At 62.9% G+C, this 16,718-nt stretch carries 17 protein-coding genes; 9 read left to right on the top strand and 8 right to left on the bottom strand.

Annotated elements, in window-relative coordinates; genetic code table 11:
* The first annotated feature begins 202 nt into the window (after positions 1-202).
* Both UP06_RS26910 and UP06_RS26905 read left to right on the top strand, forming a co-directional pair.
* Positions 203-1,462 carry an allantoate amidohydrolase gene (locus UP06_RS26910; RefSeq protein WP_045006884.1) on the top strand — a complete coding sequence of 420 codons (1,260 nt, stop codon included), beginning with the start codon at positions 203-205 and terminating at the stop codon, positions 1,460-1,462.
* A gap of 98 nt (positions 1,463-1,560) precedes the next feature.
* On the top strand, positions 1,561-2,934 hold the full coding sequence (locus UP06_RS26905) for a hypothetical protein (protein ID WP_045006701.1): 1,374 nt from the start codon (positions 1,561-1,563) through the stop codon (positions 2,932-2,934).
* A gap of 10 nt (positions 2,935-2,944) precedes the next feature.
* On the opposite strand, the gene UP06_RS26900 is transcribed toward UP06_RS26905, so the two are convergent.
* Positions 2,945-4,264 (bottom strand): dicarboxylate/amino acid:cation symporter, encoded by a 1,320-nt coding sequence (locus tag UP06_RS26900; protein ID WP_045006700.1) that lies wholly within the window; start codon positions 4,262-4,264, stop codon positions 2,945-2,947.
* 86 nt (positions 4,265-4,350) lie between these two features.
* The gene (locus UP06_RS26895) at positions 4,351-5,364 is read right to left on the bottom strand and encodes a formamidase (RefSeq protein ID WP_045006883.1); all 1,014 of its coding nucleotides are present in this window, start codon (positions 5,362-5,364) and stop codon (positions 4,351-4,353) included.
* A 231-nt stretch (positions 5,365-5,595) separates the two neighbouring features.
* Here UP06_RS26895 and UP06_RS26890 point away from each other — a divergent pair, with 231 nt between their 5' ends.
* The 3 genes from UP06_RS26890 to UP06_RS26880 are packed head-to-tail and all read left to right on the top strand — an operon-like array spanning position 5,596 to position 9,542.
* Positions 5,596-6,258, top strand: a complete 663-nt coding sequence (locus tag UP06_RS26890) for a TetR/AcrR family transcriptional regulator (RefSeq protein ID WP_045006699.1) — start codon at positions 5,596-5,598, stop codon at positions 6,256-6,258.
* A gap of 13 nt (positions 6,259-6,271) precedes the next feature.
* Positions 6,272-8,137, top strand: a complete 1,866-nt coding sequence (locus UP06_RS26885; protein ID WP_045006698.1) for an adenine deaminase — start codon at positions 6,272-6,274, stop codon at positions 8,135-8,137.
* 13 nt (positions 8,138-8,150) lie between these two features.
* Positions 8,151-9,542, top strand: coding sequence for an NCS2 family permease (locus UP06_RS26880; protein ID WP_045006697.1), 1,392 nt, complete (start codon positions 8,151-8,153; stop codon positions 9,540-9,542).
* 8 nt (positions 9,543-9,550) lie between these two features.
* On the opposite strand, the gene UP06_RS26875 is transcribed toward UP06_RS26880, so the two are convergent.
* Complete coding sequence (locus UP06_RS26875; protein ID WP_045006696.1) at positions 9,551-9,772, bottom strand: hypothetical protein; 222 nt, start codon at positions 9,770-9,772, stop codon at positions 9,551-9,553.
* Positions 9,773-10,123: 351 nt separating this feature from the next.
* Between UP06_RS26875 and UP06_RS26870 the strand changes: the two genes are divergently transcribed.
* Positions 10,124-10,321, top strand: coding sequence for a hypothetical protein (locus UP06_RS26870; RefSeq protein WP_045006695.1), 198 nt, complete (start codon positions 10,124-10,126; stop codon positions 10,319-10,321).
* A gap of 18 nt (positions 10,322-10,339) precedes the next feature.
* Here UP06_RS26870 and UP06_RS26865 read toward each other — a convergent pair whose 3' ends face one another.
* From UP06_RS26865 to UP06_RS26855, 3 genes are all read right to left on the bottom strand, one after another.
* Positions 10,340-11,716, bottom strand: coding sequence for a vWA domain-containing protein (locus tag UP06_RS26865; RefSeq protein WP_045006694.1), 1,377 nt, complete (start codon positions 11,714-11,716; stop codon positions 10,340-10,342).
* 5 nt (positions 11,717-11,721) lie between these two features.
* Positions 11,722-12,669 carry an AAA family ATPase gene (locus tag UP06_RS26860; RefSeq protein ID WP_045006693.1) on the bottom strand — a complete coding sequence of 316 codons (948 nt, stop codon included), beginning with the start codon at positions 12,667-12,669 and terminating at the stop codon, positions 11,722-11,724.
* A 146-nt stretch (positions 12,670-12,815) separates the two neighbouring features.
* Positions 12,816-13,016: a hypothetical protein gene (locus tag UP06_RS26855; protein WP_045006692.1), complete on the bottom strand. Its 201-nt coding sequence runs from the start codon at positions 13,014-13,016 to the stop codon at positions 12,816-12,818.
* A 225-nt stretch (positions 13,017-13,241) separates the two neighbouring features.
* On the opposite strand from UP06_RS26855, the gene UP06_RS26850 reads away from it, so the two are divergent.
* Positions 13,242-14,216: a quinone oxidoreductase family protein gene (locus UP06_RS26850; protein WP_045006691.1), complete on the top strand. Its 975-nt coding sequence runs from the start codon at positions 13,242-13,244 to the stop codon at positions 14,214-14,216.
* Between the two features lie 137 nt (positions 14,217-14,353).
* On the opposite strand, the gene UP06_RS26845 is transcribed toward UP06_RS26850, so the two are convergent.
* Both UP06_RS26845 and UP06_RS26840 read right to left on the bottom strand, forming a co-directional pair.
* Positions 14,354-14,629 (bottom strand): hypothetical protein, encoded by a 276-nt coding sequence (locus UP06_RS26845; protein ID WP_045006882.1) that lies wholly within the window; start codon positions 14,627-14,629, stop codon positions 14,354-14,356.
* A gap of 106 nt (positions 14,630-14,735) precedes the next feature.
* On the bottom strand, positions 14,736-15,344 hold the full coding sequence (locus tag UP06_RS26840) for a S24 family peptidase (protein WP_045006690.1): 609 nt from the start codon (positions 15,342-15,344) through the stop codon (positions 14,736-14,738).
* A 166-nt stretch (positions 15,345-15,510) separates the two neighbouring features.
* Between UP06_RS26840 and UP06_RS26835 the strand changes: the two genes are divergently transcribed.
* Complete coding sequence (locus UP06_RS26835; RefSeq protein WP_045006689.1) at positions 15,511-16,044, top strand: GcrA family cell cycle regulator; 534 nt, start codon at positions 15,511-15,513, stop codon at positions 16,042-16,044.
* Between the two features lie 54 nt (positions 16,045-16,098).
* The gene (locus UP06_RS26830) at positions 16,099-16,674 is read left to right on the top strand and encodes a hypothetical protein (RefSeq protein WP_045006688.1); all 576 of its coding nucleotides are present in this window, start codon (positions 16,099-16,101) and stop codon (positions 16,672-16,674) included.
* The last annotated feature ends 44 nt before the right edge of the window (positions 16,675-16,718 follow it).

Raw genomic sequence — 16,718 nt, 5'->3', positions numbered from 1 at the left:
TTGTATGCAATGGAGTTAAGCAGCCTTAACCAGCACGCGTGTGCATTGCGATGCCCAGGCCGTCTGCCGCTTGGCGCATTCATGCTAACCAGTCGCTGATTTGGGACGGGCGCTAGCCGAGCGATTTTCGCTGGCACCGAACTTGTATCGATTGTCGTCACGATCGCCGCGCGCGGTCTCCAGGATGGAAAGCTCGACCGAGATGGGTGCTGCTACCGCCGTTCAAGATGCATCGCTCGGCAAGGAAATCGTTCGCCGCATCAACGAACTCGGTGCGATTTCGGAAGAGCCCGGCAAGCTTACCCGCATTTATCTCAGCAAGGAGCTGCGTACGGCTTCGGACCTCATCCTCGGCTGGATGCGCGAGGCCGGCATGAGCGCGCATCTCGACGCGATCGGCAATGTCTGCGGCCGTTACGAGGGCGAGCGGCCCGGGGCGCCTTGCCTGATGCTCGGCTCGCATTACGACACCGTGCGCGATGCCGGCAAATGGGACGGGCCGCTGGGCGTGATCACGGCGATCGCCTGCGTCGCCGATCTCAACCGCCGCGGCAAGCGCCTGCCGTTTGCCATCGAAGTCGTCGGCTTTGCCGACGAGGAGGGCGTGCGCTTCGCCTCGACGCTGATTGGCAGCCGCGCGCTGGCCGGCACCTTTGATGAGAGCGCTTTGAGTACGCGCGACCGCGACGGTGTCTCGATGCGCGATGCCCTCGTGCAGTTCGGCCTCGATCCTGATCATATCGGCGCAGCGGCGCGGGCTCGGCGCGAGCTGCTTGCCTATCTCGAATTGCACATCGAGCAGGGGCCGGTTCTCGAAGCACAGAATCTGCCGGTTGGCGTGGTCACAGCGATCGCGGGCGCGACGCGGCTTGCGGCGCGGCTGACCGGCATGGCCGGCCACGCCGGCACGGTGCCGATGGCGCTGCGCCGTGACGCGCTCGCCGGCGCGGCCGAGTGCATTGGCGCGATCGAGCAGTTCTGCCGGACCGACAAGGGCGGGCTGGTCGGCACTGTCGGCTACATTCAAGCGAGGCCCGGTGCGACCAATGTCATTCCAGGCGAGGTGTCGTTCACCATCGACATGCGCGCGCCGACCGACATGCATCGCAAGCGCGCGGTGGCCGATGTCGTCCGCCAGATCGAGGCGATCGCAAAGCGTCGGCAACTGGCGCTTCAGCTCGACGTCACCCATGAGAATCGCACCGCGCCTTGCGCGCCCTGGCTCAAGGAGCAGATCGCACAGGCGATCGCCGCGGAAGGTTTTGCTGTGTTCGAGCTGCCGAGCGGGGCGGGGCATGACGGCATGGCGATGATCGACATTGCCGACGTCGGCATGATTTTCGTGCGCTGCCGCGGCGGCATCAGCCATCACCCGGACGAGCACGTCGAGCTCGCCGACGCCGATGCCGGCGCACGGATGCTACTCAGGGTGATCGAGAATTTCAGGCCGCGGGAAGCGTAAGCCGGGCCCGCAAGTCACCGGGTAGAGATACGAATCAGGCAGGTCTAGAATAGTGACGGCTCACCGCCGCGATCACGAGACATCATTCGACGACGCACATGAACAGCGACATCCCTTTTTCATCCCATCGCGATAACCGGTTTTACCAGGGCTTGACGGCGACCTTCGTCGCCAACGCCCTTCAGGCGGTCAATTTTCTCGGCGATCGATTCCTGAGAAAGCCGCATCATGTATCGTCGGCCATCGAGGACCTTTACCGGCACTCGATGGACAGCGCTTTTTCGGTGACTGAGTCCTTTCTCGTCACGGGGGCGCCGCACGCATCCGCATATTACCCGCGCGACTTCGCCTGGTTCTATCCCGACGTCCTCGACCCCGCGACCATCATGGATGCGCAGGACGCGGTCCGGCGGGCCCGGCTGCTCGAAAAGAGCGTCCGTCTCTTGCTGGAGGCGGTTCGCGCCAACGTCGTCACGACGACCATCGTTCCGGCGGGACGCGGCCTGTATCTTGGCGTGAACTATTTCTCGCGCCCCTCGGATACGCTGCTCGGCATTCTTGCCGGTCTTCAGCAGATGATTTCTGCCGACCAGAGAGCGTCGTCCTATCTGGCGATGTCGCAATGCGCGCATGCCGGCCGTCTGTTGCTGGCCGAATATGGCGTCGACCTGAAACGGGCGATATTGCAGCTCGCCGGCGAACTCGAGCCGTTCGATCATGACGGCGCCAGGTATCTACTTTGCGATGTCAACGCGCCTCGTTCTGCGGCAACTGACACCCGGGCCGAGCGCAGGCGTTTTGTCACCAATGCCTGCGTCTACACGACATTTGCGTGGGGCGTGCAACTCGGTGTCGTCGACGAGAACGAGCTGAAGCGTCTGCTCGGGCGCGAACTCTCACAGTACAAGCAAGAGCTTCTCCGACTGTTCGGCAAGGACGGTTATGTCAGGCATTCCCTGGATGGCCCGACGGGGTCGCCGACATCGTCCATTGCCCTGGATTTCGTCAGCGTGCATCGCGGATTTTGGGATCTGAGCGAGGCTAGCGAGCGTGCGCTGTTCGCGGTCACGACGGATTTGGTCATCGCCGAGCCGCGGTTTCGCATACCCGGAACATCCCACTTTCTGGTGTCTGCGGATAATCCGCGCAACAAGATGATTCACAAGATTGCGGCGCCTGCCTACCAGGGTCGTTCTTCCTGGCCGACATTCAATGTCGAATTTGCCGATCGCATGCTGGACTTCGATGAATTCTCGGGGAGCGATACCTATCGTGCCTACGCCCAGGGAATATTGAAGGACATTCAAACATCGACCGAGGTCCACGGCGGATATCAGGAACTGTTGTCGGAACAGGGGCTGAAATATCGCACCTGGGCCTACAAGGGCGCCGTGGCGCACTCCTGGTTTCCGCGTTTCTTGTCCGTCTGGAGCAGGGCGTTTGGAACGCCCTTGCTCCATTGGAATGATTGACCCGCGAACGCTACCCCGCCGTCACGTCGACCAGCTCGCCGCCTTCGAGCACCTTGGCCGCCTTGGCGCGGTCGAGGTCGCCCTCCCAGGCGGCGACAACGACAGTCGCCACGCAATTGCCGATGAGGTTGCCCATGGCGCGGGCCATGCCGATGAACCAGTCGACCGAGAGCACCAGCACGAGGCCGATCGCGGGAATGCTCGGCACGGCGTTCAGTGTTGCAGCCAGGATCACGATCGCCGAGCCCGGCACGCCATGCGCGCCTTTCGACGTGATCAGGGACACGCCGAGCACCAGCAGGAGATCGCCGAACGACAGCGGCGTGTTGGTCGCCTGCGCGATGAACACGACGGCCAGCGTCAGGTAGATCGAGAAGGCGTCGAGATTGAAGGAATAGCCGGTCGGAATCACGAGTCCGACGACGGAATCCTTCACGCCCATCCGCTCCAGCTTCTTCATGATCTGCGGCAGCACGGCGTCGGAGGACGCGGTCGCGAGCACGATGGTCAGCTCTTCGCGCAGGTAGGAGAGGAACTTGAGGATGTTGATTCCGGCGAGCGCCATCACGCTGCCGAGCACGCCGAGCACGAAGATGCCGACCGAGACGTAGAACAGCATCACCAGTGAGACGAGCTGCTTCAGCGAGCCGATGCCGTATTTGCCGACGGTGTAGGCGACCGCGCCGAGCACGCCAAGTGGTGCGACGCGAACGATAAGCCCCATGACTCGGAACAGCACGGTCGAGGCGGCGTCGATGATCGAGGTGATGAGCTTGCCCTTCTCGCCCCCGACCAGCGCGAGGCCGACACCGAACAGGATCGCAAAGAACAGCACCTGGAGCACGTCGTTGCGCGACAGCGCATCGAACGAAGTGCTGGGGATCACGTTGAGCAAGAAAGCGCCGACGCCCGCGCCTTGCAGCTTGTGGGCGTTGTCGGCGTAGGTGTTGAGCGCCTTGGCATCCAGCGTCGACGTATCGATGTTCATGCCGTGGCCGGGGCCGAAGATGTAGGCGAGGATGAGCCCGACCACGAGCGCCACGGTGGTCATCACCTCAAAATAGAGGAGCGCCTTGACGCCGACCCGGCCGACCTTCTTGAGGTCGCCGGCGCCGGCAATGCCGTGCACGACGACGCAGAACACGATCGGCGCCACGATCATCGAGATCAGCTTCAGGAAGGCGTCGCTGAGGACCTTGAGGCTGATGGCGAAATCCGGCGTGGCTACGCCGAGAATGATGCCAAGGATCAGCGCTGCCAGAACCTGGACGAACAGCGAAGTGTAGAGCGGCTTGCGCTCGGCGGCCGGGGCCGCGGCAATGGTCGACATGGTGACTCCCCCGTTTCAACGACGTCCTGAACGGCAAAAAGGAGCAACAACCGTGCCAGAATGTCGCGGGATTTGCCGAAAATGGCCTATTCGGCCGCTTTCGCGGTCCTGCCGAACATCCGCGTCGGCGCCGGGAAGCCACAGGACGTCCCGTCGGTGACCTTGACCTGATCTTCCCACGGCAGGCGGAAGGTGCCGGCGACCATGTCCTGCATGAAGGTGTAGGGGCAGTCCATCGCGCCGCCCTTCACGGCGACATAGCCGCGGTGCCAGAGCTGGTAGATGTTGTTCTCGACGCCCCAATTGATGCGGGCCTCGCGCACCAGATCTGGCCGCACCTCGGCGGTGATGATCTCATCGGCGCGGCCATTGGTGCCGTGCGCGAGCACGCTTCCGTCGAAATTGACGATCATGCCTTCGCCCATGGAATCGAACGAGCCGTCAGAGCCGCACATGCAGACATTCGCGGTCACCATCAGGTTCTGGAACGAATTGGCCTGATTGGTGAAGCGCCAGGATTCGCGGATCGGCGCGGTATAGCCGGCGGTGCGGATCATGATCTCCGCGCCCTTGTAGGCGCATTCCCGCGCCATCTCCGGAAACATGCCGTCATGGCAGATGATCAGCGCGATCTTCGCGCCATTCGGCCCCTCGATTACGGGAATGCCGATGTCGCCAGGCTCCCACGGCTCGACCGGAATCCAGGGATGGAGCTTGCGGTAGTAGAGCTTGATCTCGCCGTGGTCGTCAATGATCAGGCCGGAATTGTAGGGATTGCCGTGCGGGTTGAACTCCATGATGGAGAAGCAGCCCCAGATCTTGTTGTCGGTGCAGGCTTTCTTGAACGCCGCGACCTCGGGCCCGTCGAGCCGGCACATGATCTCGGGGTTGGTGTCCATCGAGAGGCCGTGCAGCGAATATTCGGGGAACACCACCAGATCCATGGTGGAGAGATTGCGGCGGGCCTTGCCGACCATCCAGACGATGCGCTCGGTCTGCTTTGCGAGATCGGCCCGGGTCACGACGTTCGGCAGTTGCAACTGCACGAGCCCGATGACCACGCCCTCAGGCGATTTGTTCAATCCGCCAAGTCCGTTCATGATCTGCTCCCTTGCCGTCCGCGCGGCGCCGCTGCGCGCTATTCGTTCGCGGACGAGCAAATCCGATTTTGGCGGCATGCAAAAGTCCATTTTTCAGGCTGGCAGGCGAAGTCGACCGTGCCTGCGCGGACCGTCGGTCGTCCCCGAAGCATGCCGACGCCCATTGTTGCAGCGCCGCGTGCCTCAAGACTCGGCTTGACCATCCAAATCGTCTGGTGTCAGACTTATGACATGAGTACAGCAAAGCGACATATCGCCAGCCTTCGCGACGAATATGCCGAGATGACGCGGCAGCGCATCATTGCCGCCTTTGTCGAGACGCTGGAGGACGAGGCGGCTGACGACATCTCCATTGCCGCGGTGGCCAAGCGCGCGAAGGTGGCTGAACGAACCATTTATCGGCACTTCAAGACCCGCGCGGAGCTGTTTGCGGCGGCCGGCGAATGGATCGAAGACAATGTCTTCAGCTATATTCCCTTTACGTCGCCCGACGAGCTGCCGGATATCTTCCGCAAGCTGTGCAAGCGGTTCGATCGCCATCCACATCTGGCGCGCGCCATTGCGATGACGCGGGCGGGCCGGCGGGTGCGCGCCGGCTTCCGGCGGCACCTGATAGACCAGCATCACAAGGCGATGGCGCCGCTGGTGCGGCATCTCCCCGCGAAGGAAGTCCGCCAGGCAGAGGCGGTCGCGTCTTATCTCAACAATGTGCTGGCCTGGAATGCGATGCGCGAGGACTTTGGCATGTCCAGCGCCGAGATCGCCGACGCGATCGAGTGGGCGCTCACGACGCTCTTGAAGGACGTCCGTCAGCGCGATGCCGCTGCGGCCCGCAGCGGCAAGACCGGCAAATCGCCGCGCAAGCGAAGCACGGCTGCGAAAGAGCAGGCGTAGAGGGGGGAAGGCGATGAACGCGATACCCGACGATCTCCTGATCAACGCGCCCGACGAGGTTCTTATCCGTCAGGATCTGGTGCTGACGGCGCTCGGCCGCCGCCCGGCCGATCGTTCCTTGCGGGTCGGCAAGTTGCTCGACGTGCACAGCCGCACCTGGAGCGAGGACCAGGAGATTGTTTTCAAGGGCCGGCGCATCGCCTGGATCGGGCCTGCCGGCACTTATCCCGGCGAGGTCCGTGAACGCGTGCATCGGCCGGATCTTGCGGCCGTGCCAGGCTTCGGTGAAGTGCACAAGCATATCGAAAGCTCGCATCTGACGCCGGAATGGGAGGCGGCGCTGGTGCTGCCGCATGGCAATACCTGGACCTGCGAGGCGAGCCACGAATTCTCCAACGTCAACGGCGCACGCAATCTCGAATTCTGGTTCGAGGCACGCCGTCGCGGATCGCCGCTGAAGATCTTTCCGCAACCCGGCTCGGCGGTGCCGCCCACGGCCTATGAGTGGGGCGGCGGCTGGTATGGCCACGAGGAGCAGGCGAGCTTCATGAGCGAGAGCCTGATGGTCACTGGGCTCGACGAAGTGATGGACTGGCCGGCGGTCTGGAATCCCGACAATCCGTCCTACAAGCGGCTATGGGGCATGATCGAGGCCACGTTCGCGGCCCGCGGCGTCGTCGAAGGCCATGGCTCCGGTCTACGGGACCTGCCATCCATCAACGCCTTTGCGGCGGCCGGGCTCGCCTCCGACCATGAGGTACAGACGCCAGAGGAGACCTGGGACAAGCTCACCCGCGGTCTCTTCATCGAGTTGCGCGTCTACGCCATGGACGAGATCGTCAAATGGCTGCTCGCCAAGGGCTTGCAGGACTGGTCGCAGATCGCCTTCACCACCGACGACCGCAGCGCCAGCCATACGCTCGAGCTCGGCGCCAGCGATCACAACGCGCGGGTCGCGATCGAAGCCGGTCTCGCGCCGGAAGTCGCGATCCAGTGTCTCACCATCAATCCCGCGCGGCACATGCGCATCACGCCGTTCGTCGGCAGTCTCGCCCCTGGGCGTTTCGGCGATGTCGTGCTGCTCTCGGATGTCGCCAAGCTGACCATCGCCGAGGTCTGGGCCGATGGCGCGCAGGTGTCCGAAGGCAAACGCTACCTGGGCAAGGTTCCCGAAATCTCCTGGCCCGATTGGGCGACCAGGACGGTGAATGTAAAACGCGAGATCCAGTCCGAGGACTTCGAGCTGCCGGCCCAACCTGGTCGCACCACGATGAAGGCCGCGGTGATCCGCCCGTTCCATTGGCATCCGGAGTTCTACACCCTCGAACTGCCGGTGCGTGACGGCGCCGTGCAGCGCGATGAGAGCGAGGCCATCACCAAGTTTGCCATCGTCGATCGTTTCTCCGGCGACGGCCGGGTTGCAAAAATGTTCTGGCGCGGCTGTGGACCGCGCACGCCAGACACTGCGCTTGCCTGCTCGGTCGCACACGACAAGCACAACATCTGGGTGGTCGGCTCGTCCGACGCCGCGATGGCCAAGGCCGTGAACGCGCTGGTCGAACGTCAGGGCGGATGGGCTCTGGTGCGCGAAGGCGAGCTCGTCGCCACCGTGCGCTTCGAGGTTGGCGGATTGATGAGCTGTCGCTCGGCGCAGGCGCTCGATGCCGAGATGCAAGCGCTTTATGCAGAGGGCCGCAAAGTGGACTGGATGTATGAACCAACCTTCCGGCCGCGCTGGTATCCCGGATTTCCGGAGCGCCTGATGTTCGCGACGCTGACCTGCGCGCCCTGGAGTTGGGTGCTGGTGGCGCCGTGCGAGCAGGCGCCGCTTGGTTTCATCAATGTGCAGACCGGCGAAGCGCACCCGGTGGTCTGGTAGGGGGAGGACAGGGATGAACGAGATGACGAAGCCGCAAGCCGCCTCCGCAGAGCCGGCGCCGCACGCGGCCGCGGGACGGCTCGATCGCATCTTTTGCCTCACCGAGCGTGGCACCAGTGTCGGCCGCGAGGTGACGGCTGGCGCGACTACGTTCGCGGCGATGGCCTATATCATCGCCGTGAACCCGGCCATCATGTCCAATGCCGGAATGGATCGCGCGGATCTCGTCAGCGCCACGGCACTCGCCGCGATTCTGGGCTCGGTGATGATGGGGCTGTGGGCCAATCTGCCGCTCGCGGTCGCGCCGGCGATGGGATCGAACGTCATCTTCACCTATGTCATCGTCAAGCAAATGGGCGTGCCCTGGCAAGGTGCGCTCGCGATGGTCGCCTTCACCGGCGTGTTGTTTTTGATTCTCAGCCTGTCGAAGCTGCGCGAAAAAGTCGCGAAGGATGTTCCGGAAGCGCTGAAGATCGGTATCCAGGCGGCAGTCGGTACCCTGATCGTCTTCATTGCGCTACGGGGCGCCGGCTTCGTGGTCCAGAACCCGTCGACCTACATCGCTATGGGATCCCTGCGCAGCCCGCCTGTGCTGCTGACGCTGTTTGGCCTCCTGCTCACGCCGGTGCTGGTGGTGCGCCGGGCACCGGCGGCGCTGATCTTGTCGATCGCGTTGCTGACCTTGATCGGCTTCTTCGTTCCAGGCGCCAACGGCAAGATGGTGACGTCGGTGCCATCAGCCATCATGGCGTGGCCGCGCTGGCCGACCAGCACCTTCATGGCACTCGATGTCGGCTATCTCTTCAGCCATTTCGTCGTGGCGCTGCCGCTTCTGTTCTACTTCCTGTGCGCCGAATTCTTCTCGACGCTTGGCACGCTGATTGGCGTCACGGGGGCCGCCAATCTGCGCAAGCCCGACGGTTCGATCCCAAATGCCACCGCGGCGTTTGCTACCGATGCGACGGCATCCATCGTCGGTCCGCTGCTCGGCACCTCTGTCGTCACGGCCTACATCGAGTCCATCACCGGCGTGCAGGCCGGCGGACGCACCGGCCTGACCTCGCTGACCGTTGCTGGGTTCTTCTTCCTCGCACTTTTCTTCTGGCCCATCTTCGTCATCATCCCGCCACAAGCGACCGCACCCGCGCTGGTGCTCGTCGGTGTGTTGATGATGCAGGGGCTTGCCCGCATCGACATGACCGATCTCGTCAATGCGGTTCCGATCGTGCTGACGCTGCTCGTCACCGTGCTGACCAATAACCTCATCAACGGTATGGCTTTGGGCACACTGAGCCATATCGCCTTGGAAGTGACGGTCGGCCGGCGGTCGCAGATTCCGGCGATGGTGTGGGGACTCGGTGTCGTGTTCATCGCTTACGCGATCGTGATCGCTCAGATATTTTGATAGTCGCGCTACGCCGCGAGATCCAGCAATCTGCACGATCCGCGCACCAGCGCCTTTCGCCCGGCCGGTGTCATCGCGGGCACACCGTCAGTGACGACAACAAGGCCGAGCTTGACCAGGCTTTCGACGACATAAGCCTTCGAGAGGCGACCGTTCGACACCGGATTGCGAAGCGCGCGCAGCGTTTCCCACTGGTCCGGTGAAAGATCGAAGTCGAAATCGTTGCTCATGTTGCCTCAAGTGATAGTACCGTTCGTGCGCCCCTGTTAACGGCGCTGCATGAAGACCATGCGACGACAATGAGTCCGGAATCCGGTGAGCTGTTTAGAACGTCTCTTCACAAATTGCCGCACACCGTTGCGTCACAACAGTTAAGATCGCTCAGGCACGAATATCGTCCCGATCGCGGATCACTAATTGATGATTTGCTCTTGATCGTGCGACGTCGACTACCGCAATGCACGGGAAGCACCTCTGTCCCATTCTGCGTCGCAATATGCACAGAAATCTTGAGGCCAAGGGTTTCGGACTCTGTTACGCTGATTCCGGGGAATGGCTTCACACAACAGGAGTGTGAGTGCATGAACAGGCTGGTCGAAATTCGTAGTCAGGAATTCCTCTGCCGAGAGCGCGCCGCGCTGGATTCCGAGCGCCGGGTGTTCTGGCTTGCGCAAGCCGAGGCATGGGAACAGCGCGCGCTCGACGAAATCGCGTATCACTTTCGCGAGTGCAATCTCGCCAAGGGCGAGTTCGTTAAGACCGAGCTGAACGCCGCCTGACGCGATTGCGATCACTTCTTACTGATAGGTCGCCACGATATCGGACACCGCGCGCTCCAGCTGCTGCGCGGTCGCGCATTGACGCACCACGCTGCAAAATGTCGCGTAGCGCGGCATCTCGGAATCGCCAAAGCCCCAGGCGAGCCGTCCTTCGGGGTTGAGCCAGACCAGCCGCTTCGAGCGTTCGGAGATGCGGCGCAGGATGTCGGCGCGCGGGTCGAGATTGTTGCTGCGGGCATCGCCGAGCACGATCACTGTCGTCTGCGGCGTCAGCGTGCTCATGAACTCCTTCTCGAAATCGACCAGCGAAGAGCCGTAGTCGGACGAACCGAAGCCGACCTTGGACATGATCTCGGCCATGGCCTCTTCGGGCGATTTCGATTCCAGGATGTCGCTGACTTCAATCAGGTGCGACGAGAATGCGAAGGAGTGGACGTCGTCGACCACTTCGTGCAGCGAGTGGATCAGGAGCAGGAAGAAGTCGGAGACCTGTGCAACCGAGCCGGAGACGTCGCAGATCGCCACGATCCTGGGCCGGTCGCGGTGCTTGCGCTTCCACGCGGTGAGGAAGGGCACGCCGCCCCAGGCGGCGTTGCGGCGCAGCGTGCGGCGCACGTCGAGATGGCCGCGGCGCTGGCGCTTGCGCGGTTTCGAATAGCGCTCGCGCAGGCGCCGCGCGATCTGGCGGATCAGCGCGCGCATCTCCGCGACCTGACGCCGCTCGATGCGCGCGAGCGGGGCATTGCGCAGGATCTCGTTGCGGAGGTTTTCGGCCTCTTCGCGGGCATAAAGCGCAAGTCCCTGCGCGACGGTATCGCGCACCGCCTCGCGCAGCGCGTCGAGCGCGGCGCGCAGGCGCTCGGCGAGTGCCGGGTTGGTTACTGTCAGTTCGTCGAGATCGTCGCGCAGGCGCTGAAGGCCCATGGCGTCGAGGATTCGGCTGGCGAAGATTCCGCGCTGGGTCGAGTAGCGGATGTCGGACAGGGACGCGGCGCCCGCAGCGCCGGCGATCGCGGCGGCAATCGCGTTGCGATCCTGCGACAGCAGCATCTGGGCAAGCGAGCCTAGTTCCTCGGGCGGTGGACCTCCGCCCGCTTCGCTGGCCGCACCCGACGAGGGCGATTGGTCCGCATCCTGCGGACTATCGTCGCGGTCGGCCTCAGGCTGTTCCTGCCGCGGCTCCGGCTGGCTGAAGAACAGATCAAAGCAGTCGCCGAGCGCGAGTTTCTCGTCCTGCGACTTGGCGAGTGTCAGAAGAAGGGTATCGCGCAGGATGGCGCGGTCGGACACGCCGACCTCTGCGACCGCGCGCATCGCATCGATGCTTTCAGCAGGCGAAACATGGACGCCGGCGCCGCGCGCCGCCCGAAAGAAACGATGGATATTCTCGCGCATCGGCGTCAACCGAAGACGTTGGATCGCGCTGACTTGGCAATGAAGGTCGTAATCTGGGGCGACGCGGCTTCGATGTCAGCCTCGTATTTCAGCAGCACGTTGAGCGTATCCTTGACGATCTCGGTGTCGAGCTCGGAGGCCTGCAAGAGCACCAGCACACGCGCCCAATCGATGGTCTCGCTGACCGAGGGCAGCTTTTTCAGATCCAGCGAACGGATCTCGTGGATGAAGCCGACCATCTGCCGGCGCAGCGTCTGCGAAATGTTCGGCACGCGGCTCTCGACGATGCGCTCCTCCAGCCGCTGCTCGGGGAAGCCGATATGCAGATGCAGGCAGCGCCGCTTCAGGGCGTCGCCAAGATCGCGTTCGCTGTTGGAGGTGAGGATCACTGTCGGCGGGGTGATCGCCGAGATGGTGCCGAGCTCTGGGATCGTCACCTGGAAGTCGGACAGGATTTCCAGCAGCAGCGATTCAAATTCAGCATCCGACTTGTCGATCTCGTCGATCAGGAGCACGCAGCCGCCCGGCTGCTCTAGCGCCTGGAGCAGGGGGCGCGGCTCGACGAACTCCTTGGAGAAGAACACGTCGCCGAAATCGTGGAGCTGATTGAGTGCATCGTGCAGCGTCTGCGCGCCGCCAAGGACTTCGCCGAGCTTGTCCTTCAGGATCTGGGTGTAGAGAAGCTGCTTGGCATATTTCCACTCGTAAAGCGCCTTGGCTTCGTCGAGGCCTTCGTAGCATTGCAGGCGGATCATCTCCATGCCACGCCAGGCGGCAATCGCCTTGGCAAGCTCGGTCTTGCCGACGCCCGCGGGGCCTTCGACCAGGATCGGCTTCTCGATTTGTTGCGACAAATAGACGGCGGTCGCGATCTGCCGGCTCGCGATATAGCCTTGCGCGGCGAGGCCGCTCTCCACTGCCTCGATCGCTGTCGAGGGCTTCTGATCAGCCACGAAAGGGCGCTCCCAAAGGTCTTGCTTGAGGCCTGTTCTGCCTGCGTTCCTGGCAAAGAACAAGCCTCGTCTGGGACGGGCCTGACCCGCGCGAACGGTCGCTTTTTCCGTTCAGCGCAAATACTTAAGCGATGACCGATGTGCGGTCAGTGCTGCAGCAGCTCCGGCTTCCGGATGGTCTGTCTGACCTCGGCGCCGCAATCGACGCATTCATAGACGAAGTCGATTTTGGCAAGGCTCCAATGCGGCTCGACCTCGCGCACGTACATCGGCAGGAACCCCATACAGGTGGGGCAAATCACAGGCGCGATTTCGATATCCTGATGATGCTGTACATAAGCTGGCATCTCGGCTCTCCTTCGCAGGCGACCACCAATCCCCGCGCAGAGGCTACTGCCGGTGGCGCCAGCGCCGTCATCAACTCTTTCGAACAGAGGCGGAACGGCGCGGGTTTGTCGTTCGCTGTGACATTCTTGTTACGTCTCTGTACTGTAACGGGCGGACCAAATGCCTATTTCACAGGCCGATCCGGTTTCTCGGACCTTCACTGCAACGATAAGGGAGCAAAGCCCATGACGCATGCCATTCGTTTTCACAAGACCGGCGGTCCGGAAGTCCTGGTGTGGGAGGAGGTCAGCGTCGGCAAGCCCGGACCTGGCGAAGCGCGTATCCGTCACACCGCCGTCGGTCTCAACTTCGTCGACATCTATAACCGCTCGGGTGTGTATCCGGCGCAATTGCCGAGTGGGCTCGGCAGCGAGGCGGCGGGTGTCGTCGAGGAGGTTGGGCCCGGTGTCACCGACGTGAAGCCGGGCGATCGCGTCGCCTATGGCGCTTCACCGCTCGGCGCCTATTCCGAGGCACGGCTAATCCCCGCCGACCGGCTGCTCAAGTTGCCTGACGGTGTCGACGACAAGACTGCGGCGGCGATGATGCTCAAGGGGCTCACCACCCAATATCTGATCCGGCAGACCTATCGGGTGAAAGCCGGCGACACCATCCTGCTACATGCGGCAGCCGGCGGCGTCGGCCTGATCTTGAGCCAGTGGGCCAAGCATCTCGGTGCGACCGTGATCGGCACGGTGAGCAGCGACGAGAAGGCAAAGCTCGCCAAGGCACATGGCTGCGACCACGTCATCATCTACAGCCGCGAGGATTTCGTGAAGCGCGTCGATGAGATTACCGGCGGGAAGAAGGTGCCGGTTGTTTATGATTCCGTGGGCAAGGATACGTTCCTGAAGTCGCTGGATTGCCTCGCGCCGCTCGGCGTCGCTGCATTGTTCGGCGCGTCCTCGGGCGCTGTCGAGCCGCTCAATCTCGGCCTGCTGGCGCAGAAGGGCTCGCTCTACGTCACCCGTCCGACGCTGTTCACCTATGCTGCCAAGCGCGAGAGCCTTGTCGCGATGGCGGGTGAGCTGTTCGACGTCGTCAAGTCCGGCGCAGTCAAGATCGAGGTGCACCAGACCTATCCGCTGAAGGACGCCGCCAAGGCGCACGCCGATCTTGCCGCGCGCAAGACCACGGGATCGACTGTTCTCACGGTGTGATCTCCGGCCGGACGGTGGCGCAGGCTCACGAGAGCGTTTTCGAGCGAAGTGGATGCCGATTCGCCTAAAGAAAACGCGTCAAAACAAAAATCCAAAGCCCAGTTCCGATCCTATCGGAACTGGGCTTTGGGCCTGCGTCACGTCCGTTCATGCTTGCGCAGGTCGTGGGCATGATCGAGATGGGTCGCCTGGAGATCGACTTCGTCAGGCGGGATTTGGGGGAGGGCGGCCTCAGTCAGGACTGCCTCGGTCACATCCTCGACCGAACTCTCTACGATCTCGTGGATGAACGAGATGTTCTGATATTCACCCGAGGCCACGCGGGAGATGACCTCGCGTCGGGTGATTTCGGGGTCAACGATCGCCTCGCGGCCGCGCCGCCCGTAGTCGATCATCACGACGAAATACTGCATGAAACGATCCTGCCGCGCCATATGGTCGGAGCGCGGCAGAGTATTTCCGAAAAACGGAATTAAGTCACGATCGATTTTCAAAAATCAGAAATCGGCGCCGACGCGCCTACCTGTTTTTCTTTCGGGGACGGGCCGACTTGGCGCGCAGGCGCTCGAGCTGGCCCTTGGGCATCGAGAGGCAAATCTCCCCGACCCAGTCGAGCTTGACGCCGACGATCGGCTTGGCGTTGAAGCTGTTGAGATTGACGACGGAGGGAGATTTACCTCGCTCGATGGTCTTCAGATAGCGCTCGCCGGTCTTGAGCCGGACCACGGCCTCTTCGCCGTAGAAGCTTGACAGCGGATGGCGCTGGTCCTTGTAGACCACGATCACGTCGCCGCTCTCGTATTTGGGCAGCATCGAATCGCCGACGATCTCGAAGGCGACAGTCTCTTCCATGATCGGGAAGGGCAGCGCGATGTCGCCGAGCCCCTCCGGAGGAACCTGCTCGAAATCCGGCTCGATCACGGCGCCGGCGCCGACACGGCCCATGATCGGCGCGAGGTTCAGCTCAAGATATTCCATGATTGGAACGATTTCCGAGGCTTTCACCAGGCGTTCGCCACCAAGGATTTCCGACACCGCACCCGGGCGCACGCCCATCGCTGCGGCCAGCCCGCCCTTGCTCTTGCCCGTCTTCTCCAGGCCTCGCTCGATCATTGCAGCGTCCAACATCGTGATTCCCTCGATTGTCCATCGTCTCGCCTCTTGTAATCCGAAATTCGGAATTGATGCAATTATGAATATCAGAATTCGCGCTTGACTTTTGCTTCGGAATACCGGAATATTTGTCCTGCCTCCGGATCGTGCGATCGGCGGAGGCGCATCACAGGACAGCAGCATGGAACCGGGCCATTGGTCGTCGGAGCACTCCGACGCGCTTCGCGACTATTTTCTCACAGGGATGTCTTATGCGGAGATCGGAAGGGAGATTAACGCAAGGTTTGGAACGGCTTACTCGCGCAATGCAGTAGTCGGCCGCGCCAAGCGGCTCGGGCTCGCCGCGCCGGTACGGATGATGAGTCCGTCGATCGTGCCGTCCTTACCTGGTGAGCCCGGTCTGCTCTCGACGCGCCGTGCAGCATTGCCGTACCTGAACCTGCCGCCGCAATCGGCGCTGAAGCCGGCCAAACCGGTCAAGTTGCGCTGCGTCGGTGTCCGGCCGCGCTTGATCCCGCTCGTCGAGCTCGAACGAGATGACTGCCGCTATCCCTATGGCGGCGACAAGGAAGGCGAGGAGATCGCCTTCTGCGGCCATCCGCGGCTGCCCGGCTCAAGCTATTGCGCGCCGCATGCGCGCGTGACCCGCAGTCCCGGACCCGCTTCGGGCCGCGCCGCCGGCGGCGTCGCGCTGAGGCTGGTCTCCGCTGCCTGATGGGCGCGCGGCCCAGCCATTCATTCCAACGTCAGTTTCGCAAGGAGTCTCCGAGTGGCACGTGTCAGACGTAACATGTCCTACAAATTGGCCAAGCTTCACGACCGGCGGTCGCGGGACCTGCCGTTCAATGCCGCGGTGGCGGAGGTTGAGGTCGACAATCCCCTGGCGCTCGATCCGGACGAGAAGATCGTGGCCATGCGGTCGATCCGCAACGATCCGCTCGGCCGGCTGCATTCGCATCACCAGATCGACGAGGCGCAATATCGGGGCGGTCGCGCCTACCAGAACGACTGGGAGAGGGCGGAGCGTGGGCCTCAGGCGGCGGATCCAACCCGCGAATATGTCGACGGCGCACGCTCCCGCGAGCCCGTCACCGAGAGCCAGCGCCAGGCGGTGCTGCGACTGAACCGAATCGAGCGCGAACTCGGCACCGACGGTGCGGTGCTGGTGCATGACGTGCTGGTACTCGGCCTGACCATGGATCAGATCGGGCAGTGCCGCGCCGTCCGCACCCAGCGCTGGAACGATTATTTCGCCCGGCGCTTTCGCGAATGCCTCGACCGGCTGGCGCTGATCTACGGTTTTGCGACGGAGGCCTCGGTGCAGCGCTCAGGGCTGCGTCGATGACATGAGTACGCCGGCGATCTTCGTCGCCGGCGTGCCGCCGCGGT

The organism is Bradyrhizobium sp. LTSP857, from assembly GCF_000938285.1.
Taxonomy (GTDB): domain Bacteria; phylum Pseudomonadota; class Alphaproteobacteria; order Rhizobiales; family Xanthobacteraceae; genus Bradyrhizobium.
This window is presented reverse-complemented; position numbering and strand designations above follow the sequence as displayed.

Coding starts and splice junctions, on each gene's coding strand:
- UP06_RS26910 (WP_045006884.1), top strand. CDS start 203: ATGGGTGCTGCTACCGCCGTTCAAGATGCATCGCTCGGCAAGGAAATC.
- UP06_RS26905 (WP_045006701.1), top strand. CDS start 1,561: ATGAACAGCGACATCCCTTTTTCATCCCATCGCGATAACCGGTTTTAC.
- UP06_RS26900 (WP_045006700.1), bottom strand. CDS start 4,264: ATGTCGACCATTGCCGCGGCCCCGGCCGCCGAGCGCAAGCCGCTCTAC.
- UP06_RS26895 (WP_045006883.1), bottom strand. CDS start 5,364: ATGAACGGACTTGGCGGATTGAACAAATCGCCTGAGGGCGTGGTCATC.
- UP06_RS26890 (WP_045006699.1), top strand. CDS start 5,596: ATGAGTACAGCAAAGCGACATATCGCCAGCCTTCGCGACGAATATGCC.
- UP06_RS26885 (WP_045006698.1), top strand. CDS start 6,272: ATGAACGCGATACCCGACGATCTCCTGATCAACGCGCCCGACGAGGTT.
- UP06_RS26880 (WP_045006697.1), top strand. CDS start 8,151: ATGAACGAGATGACGAAGCCGCAAGCCGCCTCCGCAGAGCCGGCGCCG.
- UP06_RS26875 (WP_045006696.1), bottom strand. CDS start 9,772: ATGAGCAACGATTTCGACTTCGATCTTTCACCGGACCAGTGGGAAACG.
- UP06_RS26870 (WP_045006695.1), top strand. CDS start 10,124: ATGAACAGGCTGGTCGAAATTCGTAGTCAGGAATTCCTCTGCCGAGAG.
- UP06_RS26865 (WP_045006694.1), bottom strand. CDS start 11,716: ATGCGCGAGAATATCCATCGTTTCTTTCGGGCGGCGCGCGGCGCCGGC.
- UP06_RS26855 (WP_045006692.1), bottom strand. CDS start 13,016: ATGCCAGCTTATGTACAGCATCATCAGGATATCGAAATCGCGCCTGTG.
- UP06_RS26850 (WP_045006691.1), top strand. CDS start 13,242: ATGACGCATGCCATTCGTTTTCACAAGACCGGCGGTCCGGAAGTCCTG.
- UP06_RS26845 (WP_045006882.1), bottom strand. CDS start 14,629: ATGCAGTATTTCGTCGTGATGATCGACTACGGGCGGCGCGGCCGCGAG.
- UP06_RS26840 (WP_045006690.1), bottom strand. CDS start 15,344: ATGTTGGACGCTGCAATGATCGAGCGAGGCCTGGAGAAGACGGGCAAG.
- UP06_RS26835 (WP_045006689.1), top strand. CDS start 15,511: ATGGAACCGGGCCATTGGTCGTCGGAGCACTCCGACGCGCTTCGCGAC.